General features: G+C 60.6%; 15 protein-coding genes. All 15 read right to left on the reverse strand.

All coding sequences use genetic code 11. The features are described 5' to 3' along the window. Positions 1–470 precede the first annotated feature (470 nt). Positions 471–3,926 (reverse strand): DNA polymerase III subunit alpha, encoded by a 3,456-nt coding sequence (gene dnaE, locus BM364_RS08175; RefSeq protein ID WP_092423184.1) that lies wholly within the window; start codon positions 3,924–3,926, stop codon positions 471–473. Positions 3,927–4,617: 691 nt separating this feature from the next. Then, a complete protein-coding gene (locus BM364_RS08180) occupies positions 4,618–5,304 on the reverse strand; it encodes an ABC transporter ATP-binding protein (protein WP_092423186.1) in 687 nt (228 codons plus the stop codon). Beyond that, a complete protein-coding gene (locus tag BM364_RS08185) occupies positions 5,297–6,607 on the reverse strand; it encodes an FtsX-like permease family protein (RefSeq protein ID WP_092423188.1) in 1,311 nt (436 codons plus the stop codon). Before BM364_RS08185 ends, BM364_RS08180 begins: the two co-directional genes overlap by 8 nt. 62 nt (positions 6,608–6,669) lie before the next feature. Next, positions 6,670–8,019: a proline--tRNA ligase gene (proS, locus tag BM364_RS08190; protein ID WP_092423190.1), complete on the reverse strand. Its 1,350-nt coding sequence runs from the start codon at positions 8,017–8,019 to the stop codon at positions 6,670–6,672. Positions 8,020–8,471: 452 nt separating this feature from the next. Continuing rightward, on the reverse strand, positions 8,472–8,726 hold the full coding sequence (locus BM364_RS08195; RefSeq protein WP_092423192.1) for a DUF1467 family protein: 255 nt from the start codon (positions 8,724–8,726) through the stop codon (positions 8,472–8,474). A 61-nt stretch (positions 8,727–8,787) separates the two neighbouring features. Then, positions 8,788–10,461: a ribonuclease J gene (locus BM364_RS08200; protein WP_092423194.1), complete on the reverse strand. Its 1,674-nt coding sequence runs from the start codon at positions 10,459–10,461 to the stop codon at positions 8,788–8,790. A gap of 68 nt (positions 10,462–10,529) precedes the next feature. After that, on the reverse strand, positions 10,530–11,360 hold the full coding sequence (locus BM364_RS08205) for a biotin--[acetyl-CoA-carboxylase] ligase (protein ID WP_092423196.1): 831 nt from the start codon (positions 11,358–11,360) through the stop codon (positions 10,530–10,532). Then, complete coding sequence (nuoN, locus tag BM364_RS08210; RefSeq protein ID WP_092423198.1) at positions 11,361–12,806, reverse strand: NADH-quinone oxidoreductase subunit NuoN; 1,446 nt, start codon at positions 12,804–12,806, stop codon at positions 11,361–11,363. It lies immediately after the preceding gene. Between the two features lie 9 nt (positions 12,807–12,815). After that, positions 12,816–14,399, reverse strand: a complete 1,584-nt coding sequence (locus tag BM364_RS08215) for an NADH-quinone oxidoreductase subunit M (protein ID WP_092423200.1) — start codon at positions 14,397–14,399, stop codon at positions 12,816–12,818. Continuing rightward, positions 14,399–16,549 (reverse strand): NADH-quinone oxidoreductase subunit L, encoded by a 2,151-nt coding sequence (gene nuoL / locus BM364_RS08220; protein WP_092423202.1) that lies wholly within the window; start codon positions 16,547–16,549, stop codon positions 14,399–14,401. Before nuoL ends, BM364_RS08215 begins: the two co-directional genes overlap by 1 nt. A 10-nt stretch (positions 16,550–16,559) precedes the next feature. Next, entirely contained in the window at positions 16,560–16,868 is a 309-nt protein-coding gene (gene nuoK, locus BM364_RS08225) for an NADH-quinone oxidoreductase subunit NuoK (RefSeq protein WP_092423999.1), read from the reverse strand. A gap of 15 nt (positions 16,869–16,883) precedes the next feature. Continuing rightward, positions 16,884–17,492: an NADH-quinone oxidoreductase subunit J gene (locus BM364_RS08230; RefSeq protein WP_092423204.1), complete on the reverse strand. Its 609-nt coding sequence runs from the start codon at positions 17,490–17,492 to the stop codon at positions 16,884–16,886. A gap of 11 nt (positions 17,493–17,503) precedes the next feature. Then, positions 17,504–17,992: an NADH-quinone oxidoreductase subunit NuoI gene (gene nuoI / locus BM364_RS08235; protein WP_092423207.1), complete on the reverse strand. Its 489-nt coding sequence runs from the start codon at positions 17,990–17,992 to the stop codon at positions 17,504–17,506. Next, positions 17,992–19,089 (reverse strand): NADH-quinone oxidoreductase subunit NuoH, encoded by a 1,098-nt coding sequence (nuoH, locus tag BM364_RS08240; protein WP_092423209.1) that lies wholly within the window; start codon positions 19,087–19,089, stop codon positions 17,992–17,994. The genes nuoI and nuoH overlap by 1 nt, the downstream gene beginning before the upstream one ends. Positions 19,090–19,098: 9 nt before the next feature. Then, the gene (nuoG, locus tag BM364_RS08245; protein ID WP_092423211.1) at positions 19,099–21,201 is read right to left on the reverse strand and encodes an NADH-quinone oxidoreductase subunit NuoG; all 2,103 of its coding nucleotides are present in this window, start codon (positions 21,199–21,201) and stop codon (positions 19,099–19,101) included. Position 21,202 lies beyond the last annotated feature (1 nt).

A 21,202-nucleotide genomic window follows, 5' to 3' on the forward strand; every position in this document is an offset into this window, starting at 1 on the left:
GGTTGATACCTCCACGAAGCCTTGCGGCGGTTGCCCGCCACCGGATGGCGCTCCCCTTGGGAAAGCCTGCTTCGTGTGTGAGATCGCGCCAGCTAGAGTGCCGGACGCGTGGGCGATATAAGCGAAAGCCGTTCGGAGCGCAACCCACGCCGTAGCCCTGCCCGGTCATGATCACAGGACAACTCACGAAAGCGTCAGTGAACCACACCTGGCGGGACGCATTGGTCAATCATAGACCCGCGCCGAGACGCGGGGGCAAGGGTGAAAGCCCCTGAGCGGGGGAGGATGGGCTCCGGGCTCGCCTCCTCCGCGTTCGAATCGGCTGATGAAGCTGGTTAGCCCCTACTCTGCCCCCGCTCTCCTAGACCCCTCATTCCCCGGCTTGTTCGAGCAATCCAGTTTGCTGCGGATGGACCACCGGGACAAGTCCGGTGGTGAAGAGGAAAAAGGAAACAGAGCCCAACCTAGCGCTAGTTGAACCGCACGTCGGTGATGCCGTCCAAGGCCTTGATACCGCCGGCGACTTCGGCCGAGACGGCGTATTTGCCGGGCAACGCGATCTCGTACTCCTTGGCACCGGCGTCACGAATGACGACGAAGCTCACCGTGCCATTGCCGCCGCGCTTGAGCTGGGCGCTGACAGGCCCGAGAGCCTTGGCGTCGGCGGTGAATATGGTCAGCTGGCGATCGATGCTTTCAGCTGCGCCTTCAATGGGCTTGGCGCCGTTGAGCATGAGGCTAATGCCTTCTGCACGCTCCTGAGCGCCGACTTCGAGGATCACCGAGTTGCCCGGTTGCAGGATCGAGCCGAACTGGGTGATCTGCTCGGAAAACGCGATCACTTCGAACGTGCCGCTCTGATCGGAGAGGCTCAGGATCATCATCGGCGTGCCTTTTCGCGTCCGCCTGTCGTTACGCGAGGCGATGGTGCCGGCAAGCCGGCCGGCCGAGGCGCCATCCTTGACCGCACGCTCGAAATCGCCCCAGCGCTGAACGCGCAGCCGTTCGAAGAGATCCGCATAGGCATCGAGCGGATGCGCCGATAGGTGGAAGCCGATGGCGGAGAGTTCACGATCAGCCCGCTCGGTGGAATTCCAGGCGGGGACGCCGGTGGGCAGGCGGAAGGGTTCGGGTTCGCTCGAGGCAAACATGTTCCATTGCCCCTCGTTGCGTTCGGTGGTCAGCGCCTGGGCGGTGCCCATAACCTGATCCATCGCCGCAAAGGCAACCTCCCGGCGCGGCACAAGGGCGTCGAAGGCTCCGGCATTGACCAGCGTTTCAAGCGTGCGCTTGTTGATCGCCTTAGGATCGACGCGGCGGGCGAAGTCACCGAGATCCTTGAACGGCTCGTTGCCGCGGACCTCGACGATGTGCTCGGCAACGGCACGGCCGACACCCTTGACCGCCGAGAGGCCATAATGGATCCGGTCGTTCTTGACCGAAAACACGACTTCTGATGCGTTAACACAAGGAGCGACGACCTCGATGCCCTTTTTGCCGGCCTCCCGCCGGAAGTCGGAGAGCTTGTCCGTCTGCGCCATGTCGAGCGTCATCGAGGCCGCATAGAATTCGTGCGGGTAGTGCTGCTTGAGATAGGCCGTCTGGTAGGACACCCAGGCATAGGCGGCGGCGTGGCTCTTGTTAAAGCCATAATTGGCGAACTTGGCGAGAAGGTCGAAAATCTGGTCGGCAAGCGCTTCGCTGACGCCCTGGGGCCCTGACCCCTCGCGGAAACGGATGCGCTGATTGTCCATCTCCGCCTTGATCTTCTTGCCCATGGCGCGCCGCAGCATGTCGGCTTCGCCCAACGAATAGCCTGACAGAAGCTGGGCGATCTGCATCACCTGCTCCTGATAGACGATGATGCCATAGGTTTCGTCGAGCACCTGGCTGAGCTTGGGGTGAGGATATTCCACCTCTTCGCGGCCGTGCTTTCGGTCGATGAAGCTTGGGATGTTGTCCATCGGACCAGGCCGATAGAGGGCGTTCATGGCGATGAGATCTTCGATGCGGTCCGGCTTGAGATCCATCAAGGCCCGGCGCATGCCGGCGGATTCAAACTGGAAGATGCCGTAGGTATCGCCGCGAGCGTAGAGATTATAGGTGGCCGCATCGTCGATGGGGATCGCGTCGATATCGAGTTCGATGCCGCGCTGGGCTACCATGCGCACAGCATATTGGATGGTCGTCAGCGTCTTGAGGCCGAGAAAGTCGAATTTGACGAGGCCCGCAGGCTCAACCCATTTAAGATTGTACTGCGTCACCGGCATTTCGGAGCGCGGGTCGCGGTAAAGCGGCAGCAGTTCCTGAAGTGGCCGATCGCCGATGACGATGCCGGCGGCGTGGGTGGAGGCGTGACGGAACAGGCCCTCAAGCGACTTGGCGATTTCAACGAGCTGGGCAACCGTCTCGTCATCCTCGGTCATCTGCTTGAACTGGGGCACCTCAGCCATGGTCCGCTCGATCGACCAGGGATCGGCCGGGTTGGCCGGCACAAGCTTACAGATCCGGTCGACCTGGCCATAAGGCATCTGGAGGACGCGGCCGACGTCGCGCAGCACGGCGCGAGCCTGGAGCGTACCGAAAGTAATGATCTGGGCGACCTGCTGGGCGCCGTATTTCTGCACCACGTATTCGATGACTTCCTCGCGCCGATCCTGGCAGAAGTCGATATCGAAGTCGGGCATCGACACGCGTTCGGGATTGAGGAAGCGTTCGAACAGGAGGTTGTAGCGTAGCGGATCTAGGTCGGTGATTGTGGTGGAATAGGCCACAAGCGATCCGGCCCCTGAGCCGCGACCCGGACCCACCGGAATACCCTGCGCCTTGGACCACTGGATGAAATCGGCCACGATCAAAAAGTAGCCTGGGAATTTCATCTTCTCGATGACGTTCAGCTCGAAATCGAGCCGCTCGCGATACTCCTCTTCGGTCTTGCCGGGGCCAGGGCCGTGGGCGGCGAGACGAGCATCGAGCCCCTTGACCGAAATTTCTCGCAAGGCAGCAGCTTCTGCGGCGACAACCTCGTCTTCGGTCGCGTGCGAGCCGGCGGCGAATTTGGGCAGAATCGGACCGCGAGTTCGCGGCCGGAACGCGACGCGCTTGGCAATTTCGATGGTTGAATCAAGCGCCTCGGGGAGATCCGAGAACAGCTCGATCATCTCCGCGCGGGTCTTGAAATAATACTGGTCGTTGAGCTTGCGGCGCTCGGTCTGGACCAGAACAGAACTGCCCGCGATCGCCAGCAGCGCATCATGCGCTTCATATTCCTTGGCGGTCTTGAAATAGGGCTCGTTGGTCGCAACGATGGGTATGCCCTTGCGGTAGGCATAGTCGACGAGACGGGGCTCGACGGAGGCTTCCTGGGCCCGGCCATGGCGCTGCAGCTCGATATAGAAGCGGTCGCCGAACAGATCGGCAAGGCGATCGAGGCGCCTGATGGCATTGCCGTCCTGACCATGGGCAAAGGGCATGTCGATGGCGCCTTCAGGACCGCCAGAAAGGCAGATCATGCCCGAGAGCGCATCCGGGGTCAGCCAATCGAGATGGGCGCGCGCTAGGCCGTTCTCGCCTTCCATATAGGCGCGGGAAACGAGGCGCGAGAGATTGGCGAAGCCTTCCTCCGATTGCGCCATCATGACGACGCTGGATTTGCCCGACCAGGCGACATGGCCACGTTCACTGACGCGCTCTTCGGCTGCGGCAAAATCGATGGCGAGTTCAACGCCGATCAGCGGCTGGATGCCCTTCTTGGTCGCCTTTTCGGAAAATTCGAGCGCGCCGAAAAGATTGCCGGTATCGGCGATTCCCAGTGCAGGCTGAGCATCGGCTGCTGCCAGCTTGAGAATGTTTTCGAGCTGCAACGCGCCCTCAAGGAGCGAAAAAGCCGAGTGAACGTGAAGGTGGATAAAGCCGGGGCCGCGCATATCAGTCTCCTGCCTTCCAGCATTAGCGGCTGAGGGAACGAGGTCAAATCACCCTGCCCTCAATCCACAGGCGATCAGACAAGGTGAGCCAGAACATCCATCCAAGTGAGCGCACCGATGGTAAAGGCACCGAGGGTCACGAAGGCAGCGAGGTCCTTGACGAAGTCGAGCATGGTTGTCTCCCGTGTTTCTCTGTTTGTTCTTATATGTTCGGCTTTCGTTCTCGTCCAGCAAAACGACGGGGAAAGCGGGGACAGGGTTAACGCGTTAGGAGATCGTTAGCGTGTGGGGGTGCGGGGACCCGTGAATGCGATGGCTAGCCAAGCTTTTAGGCGTGGTTGTACGCGCCACGAAAGAGGCTGTGCATTTGCTGTTGGTTCCGAGAAAGCAAGTAAGACCCCTCACCCTGACCCTCTCCCCATAGGGGCGAGGGGACGCAGGAACCATGGGTTCGGCGCGGACCAGACCAACGCAATCTCGCCCATCGTCCCCTCGCCCCTCTGGGAAGAGGGTCAGGGTGAGGCGTATCTGCCTGCGAGAAGCACCAGTCCGGCCAGAAATAGACGCATCGAATCGCCCCCGTGGAGGCACGATCATCGCCGAATGGAAATGGCGCGAAGGTTGATTGCCGCCCTCGCCTTGTCTTCCCCGAACGAAAAACAAGGTTGAAGCGGCGATGGCGTGCCCAACGTTAAACCATGTGGGGAATCACCTTGCCGTCGCGGATCGTCACGATGCGGTCGGCGCGACGGGCGAGATCGTGGTTGTGGGTGGCGATCAGCGCTGCGGCGCCCTCGGCGCGGATAAGGTTTTGCAGGGCCTCGAAGACGAGGTCGCTGGTGCCCGGATCGAGGTTGCCGGTGGGCTCGTCGGCCAGGATCACCTTGGGATGATTGGCGGCGGCGCGGGCGATGGCGACACGCTGTTGTTCGCCACCAGACAATTCGGCGGGACGGTGGTGTGCCCGGTGTCCGACGTCCAGCAGTGCGAGCAGTTCCTCGGCGCGTGCGTGACCTTCCGCCGGTGTCTTGCCTGCGATCAACTGGGGCATGGCGACGTTTTCGAGGGCACTGAATTCGGGCAGGAGGTGGTGGAACTGATAAACATAGCCCACCGTCGTGCGGCGCAATTGCGTGCGGCCGCGGTCGCTCAGCTTGCTTGTCGGTTCGCCCACGATCTCGACTTCGCCCGACTGTGGACTTTCAAGCAGGCCGCAGAGGTGGAGCAAGGTGGACTTGCCGGCACCCGACGGGGCGACAAGCGCGACGAGTTCGCCGCTTTGCACCACAAGATCGGCAGCATCGAGCACGCGAACCTCGGTCTGGCCCTCGCCATAGTGACGATGGACACCGGAAAGGGTCAGGAATGGCTTACTCATAACGCAGCGCCTCGACGGGGTCATATTGGGCGGCGCGCCAGGCCGGATAGAGCGTGGCAAGGAAGCTCAGGGCAAGAGCGAGCACGACGACGACGGTGACTTCGGTCGGGTCAGTCTTGCTCGGCAGAGCCGAGAGGAAGAAGACCTCCGGGGGAAACAGCGCCACACCAAGAGTGTTGGAGATCGTCGCGCGCAGGGTTTCCGCGTTGGCGGCGACAATGAGGCCGAGAACAAGGCCAGTCAGCGTGCCGATGACACCGATGGTGGTGCCCGTGATCGAGAAAATGCGCATAATTGCGCCTCGGGTAGCGCCCATGGTGCGCAGCACGGCGATGTCCTTGCTCTTGTCCTTCACCAGCATGACAAGGCTCGAGATGATGTTGAACGCGGCGACGAGAATGATCATCGACAGGATGGTGAACATCACGACGCGCTCGACCTGAAGCGCGGAAAAGAAGGTCTCGTTGCGCTGCTGCCAATCGGTGAGGATAAAGGGGCGGATATCGGTACGCGTTGCGAGGCGCTCGCGCATCTGGCCTACGGCATCGGGGTTGTGGATGAAGATTTCTGCCGCCGTGGCCCGATAAATGCGTTCATAGGCAGCGTCGATCTCTTCGTCCGACGCCATGGGGTCGAGCTGGTCCATACCGGGCTTGAGGACGTCGTCGTAAAGCTTGAAATAGTCCTGGGCTGCCTGAAGCGGCATATACATGAAGAGGCTGTCGAACTCGACCATGCCAAGGTTGAAGATGGTGCGGACCGGGTACGACCTGATCTGGGGCGTCGAGCCGAAGGGGGTCATCGCGCCGCTGTCGGGATTGATGATCTGCACCTGATCGCCAAGGCCGACGCCGAGCGTCTGTGCCAGGCGGTAGCCGATGGCGATGCCGTCGTTTTCGTCCCAGCTGTCGAAACCGCCCTGCTCTGCCGAATTGTAAAGGAGCGGCAGTTTTTCGAGATTTTCGGCATCCATGCCGCGCACGGAAACGCCGGTCGAGCCGCCACGGCCGGAGGCGAGCACCTGGCCCTCGGCGAAATAAACGGCAAAATCGACGCCCTCGGTTTCCTCGAGCGTCGCGATGGCTTCCTTGTAGTCGGTGAACTGGCTTTCGATGGGAAAGGCCGTAAAGTGGCCGTTGAGCCCCAGTATCTTGGTCAGAAGCTCGGCGCGAAAGCCGTTCATCACCGACATGACGACGATCAGGGTAGCGACGCCAATGGCAACGCCTACCATGGTGAGGCTGGCGATCACCGAGATAAACGCCTCCTTACGCCGTGCGCGCAGATAGCGCGCAGCAATCATCCATTCAAACCGGGAAAACGGCCGGGTGGACCGGCCGGCCGGGGCCTGCTGCGCGCTGGTGCTCAAATGTCGTTCATCCGCTGCGGTTCGATCAGGCTTCTTACGCGCTCGACCACATTGGCGAGCGGCAGCGTCTCGCGCTCGCCAGTCTTACGATGTTTGATTTCAACTTCGCCCGTTTTGAGGCCACGGGGGCCCAAAATGATCTGGTAGGGAATACCCACAAGATCGGCCGTGGCAAATTTCGAACCGGCGGGCTGATCGCGATCATCGTAGAGCATGTCGAGACCGGCGGCGGTCAACTCGCCGTAGAGCTTGTCGCAGGCAGCGTCCGTATCAGCATCGCCTGCCTTGAGGTTGATCAGGACAGCTTCAAAGGGCGCGACGGAGACCGGCCAAACGATACCGTTTTCGTCGTGGCTGGCTTCAATGATGGCAGGAACGACACGGGTCAGGCCGATGCCGTATGAGCCCATGTGAACCACGGTTTCCTTGCCGTCATTGCCGGTGACCGAGGCCTTCATCGGTTCGGAATACTTGGTGCCGAAATAGAAGATGTGGCCGACCTCGATACCGCGGGCAGAGACGCGCTTGTCTTCGGGAACGGCGGCTTCGTATTCGGCGTGGTCAACCATCTCCTCGGTGGCGGCGTAGAGCGAGGTCCAATCGTTGAAGATGGGCTTCAAGTCACCGCGGAAGTCGACATTCTTGGGCGGGATGGGCTTCTCAAGAAGATCACGATGGCAGAAGACCTGGCTTTCGCCGGTCTCGGCCAGAATAATCCACTCGTGACTGAGATCGCCACCGATGGGGCCGGTATCGGCGCGCATGGGAATAGCGGTGAGACCCATGCGGGCATAGGTGCGCAAGTAAGCGACGAACATCCGCTCGTAAGCCTTTACGGCAGAATCCTTATCCAGATCGAAGGAGTAAGCGTCCTTCATCAGGAATTCGCGGCTGCGCATGGTGCCGAAGCGGGGACGCACTTCGTCGCGGAACTTCCACTGAATGTGGTAAAGGTTGAGCGGCAAGTCCTTGTAGGACTTCACATAGGTCCGGAAAATGTCGGTGATCATTTCCTCATTGGTCGGGCCATAGAGGAATTCGCGCTCATGCCGGTCCTCGATGCGCAGCATTTCCTTGCCATAGGCATCGTAGCGGCCCGATTCGCGCCAGAGATCGGCGGACTGTATGGTGGGCATCAGGAGTTCGATCGCGCCGGAGCGGTTCTGCTCCTCTTCGATGATGCGCTGCACCTTCATCAGCACCTTGTAGCCAAGCGGCAGCCAGGAATAGAGGCCGGAGGCCTGCTGGCGGATCATGCCGGCTCGCAGCATCAAGCGATGCGAAACGATCTCGGCCTCCTTGGGCACATCCCGCAGAACCGGCAGGAAATAGCGGGAAAGGCGCATGGCAACTCCGAAATTCTGGTTTGGCGCACAGGACGAGGGAGGAAAATGCCCGAGGGTTCTTCGGTCCCCTGCCCTGATCGACTCGTAGGATTTGTTGATGCCCACTCAAACCTCAACCGTCCATACGTTTCAAGCATGCATGCTATGCAGAATCTGCGTGACAGGTCGAAAAACTGTTGTTACGTTCTGGCCACAACAAACGAAAGCGGTCCAACCGCTGCAAATCGACAGTGTCAAGGGAGGAGCGTTGGCCGCCGCTCGCAAAGCGTGCCTAAGACCAACGTATTGTCGATTCAACTCACCAAAGCAGGGCCTCGGCCCTGCTTTTTTATTTGTGGCGAAAGCCCTAATGGCAGAATTTGAAGGTTTGATGACATGCTCGGCTGCCCGCAAAGTTTTGCCGGGGACAGGCAAGCCGGGTGCTCGCCAGACCGGAACTGGCGCACGCGCCTCTAACGGTTCCAGTAGTGGTGGAGCGTCTCGTTGGTGAGACCCCAGAGCAGCAGGGCGGTGAAGAGCACCGACAGAATGCTGGCGAGGATCATCTTGTAAACGAGGCGCGGCGCGACAGGCGAACCAGGATCGCCACCGGCAACCAGAGTTGTCGATTCTTCTTCGTGGTGGCTTTTGTTGCCGATGGGCAAGACCGCCACAAAGGTGAGCCACCAGACCACAAAGAAAACGGCGATGATCGATCCGTACTGCATGGCGACACCTAAACCCAAGTGGAGGCGGCGCGACAGGTGCTAATGTGTCGCGCCGGACTGCCTAAACGCGGTGAACGAACACGTTCACATTCGGCTTGCGGCCCCAAAAGGCGTTGACCTCGTTGCGGATGGCTTTGAACAGCGCGGAGCTGAACACATCGGGATCCGTGCGGCGCTTGGGCGGCAGGCTCTTGATGGTGCCGGTAACTGCATCTTCCACGATTTCGACCAGCGACTCGTCTTCGGTCTCCGGCAAGCCTTCGATGACGTAATCGGGGCCGGAGACGACCTGACCGTTCGAATTGACTGCAAGGCTGACCACGATCATGCCGCCGAACGAGAGGCGGCGACGACCTTTGACGCCTGATTCTTCCGGAGTGCAGAGCACGAGACCATCGAGATAGAGTTCGCCGGTGCGCACTTCGGACGGGAAGGCCATCGGCTCGGGGAAGAGTCGGACCATGTCGCCATTGCGGGCTTCGCAGACATTGGGAATGCCTGCCTCGCGCCCCAGCTTGGCATGAGCTGTGAGATGAACGGCTTCGCCATGCACCGGGACGAGCACCTGCGGCTTGACCCAGGAATAAAGACGGCGGAGCTCTTCGCGGCGCGGGTGACCCGTGACGTGGACGAGAGCGTCGTTCTGGGTGATGACCTCGATGCCCTTGTCGATCAGCAGGTTCTGGATGTCGATGACTTCGCGCTCATTGCCGGGAATGGCCCAGGACGAGAAGATCATGCGATCGCCGGCATTGAGATCGATCACCGGGTGGTCGCCACGGGCGATGCGAGCGATGGCGGCACGCGCCTCGCCCTGCGAGCCCGTGCAGATCAGCACGCATTTGTCGCGGGCAATGGTTTTGTAGGCGTCCTGATCATGGAGCGTCGGCAGGCCCTCGAGCATCCCGAGTTCCTTGGCGATGCCCATGATGCGGTGGAGCGAGCGGCCCGAAAGTACAACCTGGCGGCCTGCCTGATGGGCGGCGCGCACGATGGAAACGACGCGGCCCACATTTGAAGCAAAAGTGGTCACGGCGACGCGATGCGGTGCCTCAGCGATCAGGGCAGCAAGCGTTGCGCCGATTTCGGCTTCACTCGGGCTTTCGCCATCCTTGAGCGCATTGGTGGAATCGCAGACGAGCGCCAGGGGCAGATCGGTTTCATCGCCGATCGCCTGAAGGCGCGCGACATCCGTAGGTGCGTTGACGACCGGGGTAGGATCGAGCTTCCAGTCACCGGTATGCAGCACGCGGCCCACCGGAGTGGTGATCAGGAGGCTGTTCGATTCCGGGATCGAGTGCGCAACGTTGATCGGTTCGATGGTGAAGGGACCGACCGTGAACGGCTTGCCCGGACGCATGATGCGCACATCGACATTTTCGACGATACCGTCCCCTGCCCGCTTGGCCGCAAGCATGGCTGCCGTAAAGGGCGTTGCATAAACAGGCTTGTCGAAAACCGGCCAGAGATCGAGCACAGCGCCATAGTGGTCTTCGTGGCTGTGGGTCAGCACGAGGCCCAGAACGTCATCCGCATTTTCCTCAAGGAACTCAGGATTGGCCATGATGAGTTCGATGCCGGGAAGATCGGGGCCGCCGAAGCTGACGCCGCAATCGACCACGATCCACTTGCGCGAGCGCTCGGGACCAAAGCCGTAAGCGCCCATATTCATGCCGATCTCGCCGACCCCCCCGAGAGGCACGAAGACGAGTTCATCCCTTTGGTTCTTAGCCATGGGTTCTTTTTCCTTGTTGTGCGCGGCGCCGTGCGAGCTTTGGTCGCTGGTCGTCGCGCGTGTTGTGGTCAGCTTCGGGCGCTGGCCGTTGCCCCAAAATGCACATCGCCCGCCGTGATCACGATCCGCGCGCCATCGTCGTCGCGCATGACCAGTCGACCGGAGGCGTCGATGGTTTCAAAAATACCGCGCCGGACGACGCCGTCCTGCGCAACAGCAACGGGCGAACCGATGCCCGCAGCAGAGGCTCGCCACTGGGCGAGCACTTGCTTTATCCCCGATCCATCGGACCAGAGGGAGAACGCATCGACCCAGGCTTCCGCCAAGGCTTCGAAGACGTCCTCGGCCTTGTGTTCGTAACCCAGATCAAGAAGGCTGGTAGCGGGATAGGGCAAACCGGAGGGCGCTGCAATGACATTGACGCCGATACCGATGACGATCGCATTCCGGCCCTGAGGCGTCTTGCCCATCTCAAGCAGGATTCCGGCGACCTTGGCGCCGTCGGCCAGCACATCGTTCGGCCATTTAAGAGCTACGCGGCCCGACCCATCGAGCGTGTCGGCGCCATCGATGCCGATGCGGACAGCCCCGTTGGGTAGAACGCGCGCAAAGGCGTTCTGCATGGCGACACCGGCCACGAATCCCAGCGTTGCAAGAATACTGGGCTCGGCGTCCGGAACGATCAAAAGACTGGCAGCGAGATTGCCAGAGGGACTTTCCCAGGCCCGTCCCCGGCGACCACGGCCAGCAGTTTGCTTGAGTGCAGCGAACCAGATGCCGCCCGGATCGCCCGCAGCCACGGCCGCGAGCGCTTCGCTATTAGTGGAGCCGATTTCGTCGAAGCCGGCCAGCCGATAGCCCGCGGCACGGGCTTTCGGGCCGAGTGAGAAATCGGCCACCTAGAACAGGCTTCCGGCCGCAATGTGTGCCCAGTTGGTCAACGCATTGCCGACGCTGAAATAGTAGGTGACGATCAGGAAGGCACTGATGGCGAGCAGGATGGTGAGTTCGTTGGGCACAGCGGCGAAGGTCGCCTTAGGCTCATCGAAATACATCGTCTTGACGACACGCAGATAATAGTAGGCGCTCACGGCCGAGGCCAGAACACCGATGACCGAAAGGACATAGAGGTTGGCTTCGATGGCCGCGAGGAACACGTGCCACTTGGCAAAGAAGCCGGCAAGCGGCGGCATGCCGATCAGCGAAAACATCAGGATTGCCATAATGGCCGCCACGAAGGGACGAGCCTGAGCAGCGCCGGCCAGATCCTCGATGTTTTCGACATAGCCGTTTTCGGTTCGCAGCGAGAGGACGCAGGCAAAGAGGCCAACGGTCATCGTCAGGTAGATCGCCATATAGATGGCAACACCTTCAACACCCACCTGCGTGCCGGACGAGAGGCCGACGAGCGCGAAGCCGACATGGCCGATCGAGGAATAAGCAATAAGCCGCTTGATCGATCGCTGGCCGATGGCCGCAAAGGCCGCCAGCACCATGGAGGCTATAGAGATGAAAATCACGACCTGCTGCCAATCCGAGCTGATCGGCTGGAACGTGTCCATGACGAGGCGCACCATCAGCGCCATGGCGGCAACCTTGGGCGCCATGGCGAAGAAAGCGGTCACCGGAGTGGGCGCACCTTCATAAACGTCGGGCGTCCACATGTGGAACGGCACGGCAGACATCTTGAACGCAACGCCGGCAAGCAGGAACACCATGCCGAAAATCAGACCGACCGAACGGCCTTCCATGGCAATCGCGGCAACGATTTCCTGCAGGTTGGTGTGGCCGGTGAAGCCATAGATCAGGGATGCGCCGTAAAGCAGCATGCCCGAGGACAGAGCACCAAGCACAAAGTACTTGAGACCTGCTTCGGAGGCGCGCTTGTCATCGGTCTTGATGGCGGCGATCACGTAAGCAGCCAGAGACTGCAGCTCGAGGCCGATATAGAGGCTCATCAGGTCATTGGCCGAAACCATGATCATCATGCCCAGCGTCGCCAGCACTGCCAGGATCGAATATTCGAACTTGTGGACGCCGTTCTCGACGGAATTGGGCATGGCAAGGATCAGCGCCAGGGCAGCGCCGCCCAGCACGAGGAGCTTCATGTACCGCGCGAAGGCATCAGCGATGAAGACGCCGTTGAAGAGCACGCCATCGGCAGGCATGGCCAAGGCTACGACGCCAGCGGCGGCAATGAGCAGCACGGCGAGCCAGGAGATCAGCGCCGAACGCTCCTTGTTGATGATAACACCCAGGATAACGAGCACCAGGGCGCCGACCGCGATCACCAGCTCGGGATAGGCAGGCGCGACGCTTGCGAAATCAGTAACGTCAGAGTTCACGTCGGTCTCCTAGTGCGCAGCAGGCTCGGCCGCATGCTCTGCGGCCGGCTGGACCTCGCCCGTGGGCGCGGCATATTCAAGTGGTGCCCGGGCTTCAGCCAGGGAAACAGAGGGGTCGAGGCCAACCGAAGCAGCGTAATGGGCGACGAGATTGTCGACCGCGGCGGCTGTGGTGTCGAGTATCGGCGCGGGATAGAAGCCGAACACGATGATCATCACGATCAGCGGATAGAGCACCACCTTCTCGCGCAGGTTGAGATCAAGGATGCTCTTGAGGCTGTCCTTGGTCAGCGCACCAAACACGACCCGGCGATAAAGCCAGAGCGCGTAGCCGGCCGACAGGATCACACCGAAAGCGGCGCCGAATGCCACCCAGGTATTGACCTGGAACACGCCCATCATGGTGAGGAACTCACCCACGAAGCCGGAGGTGCCCGGCAGGCCGACATTAGCCATGGTGAACACCATGAAGGCGAAGGCATATTGCGGCATGCGCTCGACGAGACCGCCATAGGCGTCGATCTCACGGGTATGCATACGATCGTAGATGACGCCGACAGCAAGGAAGAGAGCGCCAGACACGAGCCCGTGCGACAGCATCTGGAAGACCGCACCCTGGATCCCGAGGGCATTGCCCGCAAAGATACCCATGGTGACGAAGCCCATGTGGGCGACCGAGGAGTAAGCGATCAGCTTCTTGATGTCGGTCTGCACCAGCGCCACGAGCGAGGTGATGATGATGGCAGCAACCGACAGCACGAACACGAAGTTGGCAAACTGGGCCGAAGCATCGGGGAACATCGGCAAGCTGAAGCGCAGGAAGCCGTAGCCGCCCAGCTTGAGCAGGATCGCGGCAAGGATCACCGAGCCTGCAGTGGGTGCCTCGACGTGAGCTTCCGGCAGCCAGCGGTGGAACGGCCACATGGGCATCTTGACTGCGAGCGAAGCGAAGAAAGCCAACCAGAGCCAGGTCTGCATGCCTTCGGGGAACTCATGCGTCAGAAGGCGCGAGATATCCGTGGTGCCTGCATTCCAGTACATGGCCATGATGGCCAGAAGCATCAGAACCGAGCCAACGAAGGTATAGAAGAAGAACTTGTAGCTGGCCTGAATACGGCGCTTGCCGCCCCAGATACCGATGATCAGGAACATCGGCAGCAGCGTGCCTTCGAAGAAGACATAGAACATGGCCAGATCGAGCGTGGTGAATACGCCGATCATCAGAACTTCCAGGATCAGGAAGACGGCCATGTATTCCTTGAGGCGCTTGTCGATCGCTTCCCAGCTGGCCAGCACGCAGAAAGGCATGAGGAGAGCGGAGAGCACGACAAAGAGCACCGAGATGCCGTCGACACCGACGCGATAGCCGATGCTGTTGCCCAGCCAGTCGTAATTGACGACGAACTGGAAACCCGGATTTGACGGATCGAAGGCCGCCCAGAGCCAGAGCGCTAGGGCTAGGGTGACGAGCGTCGTCGCCAGCGAGGTCCAGCGGATGGCGTTGAGCGCCGTCTTGGGCGTGACCAGAACCAAAGCCGCGCCGAGGAGCGGCAGGAAGGTCACGATCGTGAGAATGGTATTGTCGAAGGTCATCAGATCAGTCCCCCGGCCGCGATGGCCCAGGTCAGGAGCGCCGCGATGCCGATCAGCATGGCGAAGGCATAGTGGTAGAGGTAGCCAGACTGGAGCTTGACGACCCAGGAGGTGACGTTCTGAACGCGACGGCCTAGACCTTCGGCGATTTTGCCATCGACCAGCCAATCATCGAAGCCATGCCAGACGGCGCGGCCGATCCAGAGCGCAGGACGCACGAAGATCGTGTTGTAGAGCTCGTCGAAGTACCACTTGTTCAAGAGGAACTTGTAGAGGCCCGGATTGGACGCAGCGAGCTTGCCCGGCACGTCTGGGCGGCGGATGTACATGTACCAGGCGGCAACAAAGCCGAGGATCATGGAAATCGTGGCGCTCCACTTGACCCAAAGCGGCACGTGGTGCGCAGCTTCGATGATGTCGTGGTCGACATAGATGGATCCGGCGAAGAAGTGCTCGATATGTTCGACCTCGTGGAAGAACATGCCGTAGAACACGACACCGGCCAGCACAGCACCGACAGCCAGAACATAAAGCGGCACCAGCATGACATTGGGCGATTCATGAGCGTTGTCATAGGCCGAGCCGTGATGCCCATGACCGTGATTGTCGTGACCATGCCCTGCATGAGCAACGGAGGCATGAGCGTGATCATCGGCGTTGGAGTCGTCGATCGGCTCATGGTGCGTTTCGGCATCGGCATGAGCCGGATCCGGATGCGGGCCTGAACCGAAGTGCTGCGGATCGCGTGGCGAGCCGTGGAAGGTCAGATGCACGAGGCGCCAGGAATAAAAGCTCGTGAAGAGCGCTGCGATCACAAGAAGCCAGAAGGCAAGGCTGCCGATATTGCCGCCAAACGCATAGGCGCTTTCGATGATCGAGTCCTTGGAGAAGAACCCGGCAAAGCCAAGGCTTGTGCCCGGAATGCCAACGCCGGTGAGCGCCAGGGTGCCGATCATCATCATCGCATAGGTGATGGGGATCTTCTTGCGCAGGCCACCCATGTTCCGCATGTCCTGCTCATGATGCATGGCATGGATCACCGAACCAGCGCCGAGGAACAGCAGAGCCTTGAAGAAGGCGTGCGTGAACAGGTGATAAACGCCGGCCGAGTAGGCCCCTACCCCGAGCGCAACGAACATATAGCCGAGCTGGGAACAGGTGGAATAGGCGATCACGCGCTTGATGTCGTTTTGGACGAGACCGACCGTTGCCGCAAAGAAGGCGGTGATGGCGCCGATGACGATCACGACGTTGAGCGCGAAGGGCGAGAGCTCGAAGAGCGGCGAGAGCCGAGCAACCATGAAGACGCCGGCGGTGACCATGGTCGCGGCGTGAATCAGCGCCGAAACTGGGGTCGGACCTTCCATGGCGTCGGGAAGCCAGGTGTGCAGCAGGAACTGCGCCGACTTGCCCATGGCGCCCATGAAGAGCAGCAGGCAGATGACGGTCATCGCGTCCACATCCCAATTGAGGAAGCGGATCACGGGAAGGCCCGTTGTGGCAAATTCGTCAGCGGCATGGAAGGCGCCGTCGAAGTCGATATGACCGAGCACGAGGAAGGCACCAAAGATACCGAGCGCGAAGCCGAAGTCACCCACGCGGTTGACGATGAAGGCCTTCATGGCAGCCGCAGTCGCCGACGGACGCGTATACCAGAAGCCGATCAGCAAGTATGAGGCGAGACCCACGCCTTCCCAGCCGAAGAACATCTGCAGGAAGTTATCGGCCGTCACCAGCATGAGCATGGCGAAGGTGAAAAGCGAGAGGTAGGCGAAGAAGCGCGAACGATGCGGATCTTCGTGCATATAGCCGATCGAATAGAGATGGACGAGAGCCGACACGGTGTTGACCACCACCAGCATGATGGCGGTGAGCGTATCGACGCGCAGGGTCCAGCGCAGATCCATGTCGCCGACCTGGATCCAGCGCATCACCTCGACCTTGAGCACGGCCGCATGGCCGTCGCCGACGGCACCGACGAGGCCATCACCAAAGGCAACGGGGATGAACACGATCCAGCTCAGCACGGCTGCGATGATCAGCAGGCCCGTGGTGAGAAATTCCGCCGGCCGGTGGCCGATGGTGCGGCCCAAAAGGCCGGCAATAAGCGCCCCGATGAGGGGCAAAAAGACAATCGCCTGAATCATCATAGCGTCAGCCTCAGCCCTTCATCATATTTGCGTCTTCAACCGCGATGGAGCCACGGTTGCGATAGAAGATGACCAGAATGGCCAGACCGATCGCCGCTTCGGCAGCGGCAACGGTGAGGATCATCAGGGCAAACACCTGACCTTGAAGGTCATTGAGATGCGCCGAGAAGGCCACCAGGTTGAGATTGACCGCAAGCAGGATCAATTCCACCGACATCAGGATGACGATGACGTTCTTGCGGTTGAGAAAGATGCCGAACACGCCAAGCGTGAACAGAATGGCTGCAACGGTCAGGTAGTGACCGAGCCCGATTTCCAAGCCCATGATAAACCCCTATAGCCCCTGACCGCTCTTGACCTTGACGACTTTGAGCGTCTCTTCGGCGCGGCGCGCCACCTGATCCACCGGATTCTGCCGCTTGGCCGTCGACCGGTGACGCAAGGTGAGCACGATGGCCCCGATCATGGCGACCAAGAGCACGGCACCGGCGCCCTGGAACAGGAAGACGTAGCGCGTGTAGAGCACCAGGCCGAGCTGGCGCGTATTATCCATGGTCGTATCGATCGGCAGACCTGAACCGCTCGCCGCTTCCGGCGCAATGAACACGCTACCGGCAACCAGCAGCAGTTCGAGCAGCAGCACGATACCGACCAGAATGCCGACCGGCGCATATTGCAGCATGCCCGACTTGAGCGAGGCAAAATCGACGTCGAGCATCATCACGACGAAAAGGAAGAGCACGGCGACCGCGCCCACATAAACAACGATCAGCAGCAGGGCCAGGAATTCGGCGCCGGCGAGCATGAACAGACCTGCGCCATTGACGAAGGTGAGGATCAGAAAGAGCACCGCATGAACGGGATTGCGGGACGAGATGACCATGAAGGCCGAAACGATCGCAACTGTCGCAAAGAGGTAGAAGAAGAACAATGGAAGGGTCATGCTCTTCCCTCTCAGCGATAAGGCGCGTCGGCAGCAAGGTTGGCAGCGATTTCACGCTCCCACCGATCGCCGTTTGACAGGAGCTTTTCCTTGGAGAAGTAGAGCTCTTCGCGCGTTTCAGTTGCAAATTCGAAGTTCGGGCCCTCGACGATGGCATCGACCGGACACGCTTCCTGGCAGAAGCCGCAATAGATGCACTTCACCATGTCGATGTCGTAACGCACAGTGCGACGGGTTCCGTCGTTCTGGCGCGGGCCAGCCTCGATAGTTATGGCCTGAGCCGGACAGATAGCTTCACACAGCTTGCAGGCGATGCAGCGCTCTTCGCCATTGGGATAACGGCGCAGGGCGTGCTCACCGCGAAAACGGGGCGAGACCGCACCCTTCTCGAACGGGTAGTTCACGGTCGGCTTCGGAGCAAAGAAATACCGCATGGCCAGGAAAAAGGCCGAAACGAATTCCTTCATCAAAAGCGTGTTGATGACTTGAGTGGCGCGCATCAGGCGATCCCTCCGTGCCAACCCCAGCCGGTGAGCTTGAGGACGAAGGCAACGATGACGACCATCACGAGCGAGAGCGGCAGGAACAGCTTCCAACCGATACGCATGAGTTGGTCATAGCGGTAACGGGGCACGATGGACTTGGCCATCGCGAACATGAAAAACACAAGCGTAAGCTTGATGAAGAACCAGATCACACCCGGGATCCAGGTGAACGGGGGCAGATCGATCGGTGCGGCCCAGCCACCCATGAACAGAATCACGGTCATGCCGCACATCAGGAGAATCGAGATGTATTCCCCGAGCATGAACAGCATGTAGGGCGCGGCCGAATATTCGGTCATGAAGCCGGCCACCAGTTCTGATTCGCCTTCGGCGAGGTCGAAGGGTGGGCGGTTGGTTTCGGCAAGGGCCGAGATGTAGAACACCACGAACATCGGGAAGAGCGGCAGCCAGAACCAGTTGAGGAAGGACAGCCACGGCACGCCCAGAGCATGAGCAAGGCCCATTTCCTGCTGGGCGATTACGATCTCGTTCAGGTTTAGCGACCCCACGCACAGCAGCACGGTGATGATCACGAGGCCGATCGAGACTTCGTAGGACACCATCTGCGCGGCAGAGCGGAGCGAGCCGAGGAAGGGGTACTTCGAGTTCGATGCCCAGCCGCCGATGATGACGCCATAGACGCCGAGCGAGGAAATGCCCAGCAGGTAAAGGATGCCGATATTGATGTTGGCCATGGCCCAGCCATTATCCACCGGCACAACTGCCCAGCCGGCGAGAGCCAGGGTCGCGGTGAGCAGTGGAGCCAGCAGGAACAGGGCCTTGTCGGCACCGGCGGGGATGATCGGTTCCTTGAACACGAACTTGAGCAAGTCGGCAAAGGACTGCAGCAGGCCGAAAGGACCGACCACGTTGGGACCGCGGCGCAGCTGCACAGCGGCCCAGACCTTGCGGTCGGCAAGGAGGATAAAGGCGGTGAAAACCAGAAGGGCAACCAGCAGAGCCAGCGCCTTGTAGATAAAGCCGATCTGCGTGCCCCAACCGAGGAAGGGGATGCCAAGCAGATAGTCGAGGGCCGTCGTGATAAAGTCCATTATGGTCCCCTACTCCGCTGCCTGGCGCAAACCGGCAGCCAGCGCGGCGCATTCACCCATGACGGCAGAAGCGCGTGCGATGGGGTTGCTGAGATAGAAGTCGGCCACAGCCGAACCGAACGGGGCTGACCGGGTCATCACCGCAGCGCTTGCATAGGTGCTGAGCGCGGCGGAGTCACCTGGCTCGACCTCATCGACGCGCGCAAGATGTGGGAATTCCGCATAAAGCGCGCTGCGCAACTGACCCAGCGAATTGTAAGGCAGCGGCTGACCGATGGCGCCCGAAAGCGCACGGATGATCGCCCAATCTTCCTTGGCATCACCCGGCGGGAACACGGCGCGGGCAGTCTGTTGAACCCGGCCCTCGGTGTTCACATAGGTGCCGGACTTTTCGGTATAGGTCGCAGCAGGCAGGATGACGTCGGCGCGATGAGCGCCGTTATCGCCATGCGAGCCGATATAGACGACGAATGCCTTCCCCATGGCGGTCATGTCGTATTCGTCGGCGCCGAGCAGGAAGAGCACGTCGAGCTCACCCTTGCCGGCCAGAGCGATCTGATCGGCCGAGCAAACGCCGCCGTCATGCGGCACGAAACCGATATCGAGGCCACCAACGCGGCTGGCTGCATTGTGCAGCATCGCGAAGCCATTCCAACCATCGGCGACATTTGCGCCATTGGCCAGCTTTGCAGCGAGAGCGATCACATCGCGACCGACCTGCTTGCCAAGGGCGGCGTGCGACACAGCGGCCTCGCCCACGATGATCAGCGGGCGCTCGGCCTTGCTCAGGATTTCGGCAAAAGAACCATTGCCTGCAGCAAGATCGGCCAGGCTCTCGAAGCCTTCGCCCAGATAATCGTAATTATAGGTGAGGTCGGCGCGTTCGCCGATCACGGCAACCGGCACGTTTTTGGCGCGCCAGGTCTTGCGGATGCGGGCATTGATGATTGCGGCCTCGCGGCGCGGATTGGCGCCGATGATGAGGATTGCGTCAGCATCTTCGATGCCGGCAATGGTGGGATTGAAGAGATAGGCCGATCGCGGCATGGACGGATCGATTCCGGACATGGCGGGGCGCACATCGGTCATGCCGGAGCCGACCGAAGCGAGGAGGCCCTTGAGGGCGTACATCTCTTCGACAGCGGCGAGATCGCCAGCAATGGCGCCGACCTTGTTGCCAGCCTTCTTGATGCGCGAAGCGACAGCAGCAAGTGCCTCGTCCCAGGTTGCGGCCTGCAGTTTCCCGCCCTTGCGCACATAGGGCCGGTCAAGACGCTGGTTCTTCAGACCATCCCAGATGAAACGGGTCTTGTCCGAGATCCATTCTTCATTGATGGCTTCGTTGACCCGCGGCATGATGCGCATGACTTCCCGGCCGCGGCTATCGACGCGGATGGCCGAACCGACAGCATCCATCACATCGATGGATTCGGTCTTGTTCAGCTCCCAGGGGCGAGCATTGAAAGCATAGGGCTTGGAGGTCAGCGCACCAACCGGGCAAAGGTCGATGACATTCCCCTGCATTTCGCTCGAGAGTGCTTTTTCCAGATAGGTCGTGATCTCGGCGTCTTCACCGCGACCGAGCAGACCCATTTCGGAAATGCCGGCCACTTCGGTAGTGAAGCGGACACAACGCGTGCAGTGAATGCACCGGTTCATCGAGGTCTTGACCAGCGGCCCGATATACTTGTCTTCGACCGCGCGCTTGTTTTCGAAGAAGCGCGACTTGTCGACGCCATAGGCCATAGCCTGGTCCTGCAGATCGCACTCGCCGCCCTGATCGCAGATCGGGCAATCGAGCGGATGGTTGACCAGCAGGAATTCCATCACGCCTTCACGGGCCTTTTTGACCATGGGCGTGTTGGTGAACATTTCGGGCGGTTCGCCATTCGGGCCGGGACGCAGGTCCTTCACCGACATGGCGCAGGAGGCCTGCGGCTTCGGGGGACCACCCTTAACTTCCACCAGACACATGCGGCAATTGCCCGCCACCGAAAGGCGCTCGTGGTAGCAGAAGCGCGGAATTTCTGCGCCCGCCGCTTCGGCGGCCTGCATCAGCGTGTAGTAATCAGGAACTTCGACGAGCTGGCCGTCGACTTTGATCTGGGCCATC

It is taken from the genome of Devosia crocina (assembly GCF_900116545.1).
Lineage (GTDB): Bacteria > Pseudomonadota > Alphaproteobacteria > Rhizobiales > Devosiaceae > Devosia > Devosia crocina.

Excerpts from the sequence above, each read along its gene's own strand:
- dnaE (WP_092423184.1), bottom strand. The coding sequence starts at position 3,926 with ATGCGCGGCCCCGGCTTTATCCACCTTCACGTTCACTCGGCTTTTTCG.
- BM364_RS08180 (WP_092423186.1), bottom strand. The coding sequence starts at position 5,304 with ATGAGTAAGCCATTCCTGACCCTTTCCGGTGTCCATCGTCACTATGGC.
- BM364_RS08185 (WP_092423188.1), bottom strand. The coding sequence starts at position 6,607 with ATGATTGCTGCGCGCTATCTGCGCGCACGGCGTAAGGAGGCGTTTATC.
- proS (WP_092423190.1), bottom strand. The coding sequence starts at position 8,019 with ATGCGCCTTTCCCGCTATTTCCTGCCGGTTCTGCGGGATGTGCCCAAG.
- BM364_RS08195 (WP_092423192.1), bottom strand. The coding sequence starts at position 8,726 with ATGCAGTACGGATCGATCATCGCCGTTTTCTTTGTGGTCTGGTGGCTC.
- BM364_RS08200 (WP_092423194.1), bottom strand. The coding sequence starts at position 10,461 with ATGGCTAAGAACCAAAGGGATGAACTCGTCTTCGTGCCTCTCGGGGGG.
- BM364_RS08215 (WP_092423200.1), bottom strand. The coding sequence starts at position 14,399 with ATGACCTTCGACAATACCATTCTCACGATCGTGACCTTCCTGCCGCTC.
- nuoL (WP_092423202.1), bottom strand. The coding sequence starts at position 16,549 with ATGATGATTCAGGCGATTGTCTTTTTGCCCCTCATCGGGGCGCTTATT.
- BM364_RS08230 (WP_092423204.1), bottom strand. The coding sequence starts at position 17,492 with ATGACCCTTCCATTGTTCTTCTTCTACCTCTTTGCGACAGTTGCGATC.
- nuoI (WP_092423207.1), bottom strand. The coding sequence starts at position 17,992 with ATGCGCGCCACTCAAGTCATCAACACGCTTTTGATGAAGGAATTCGTT.
- nuoH (WP_092423209.1), bottom strand. The coding sequence starts at position 19,089 with ATGGACTTTATCACGACGGCCCTCGACTATCTGCTTGGCATCCCCTTC.
- nuoG (WP_092423211.1), bottom strand. The coding sequence starts at position 21,201 with ATGGCCCAGATCAAAGTCGACGGCCAGCTCGTCGAAGTTCCTGATTAC.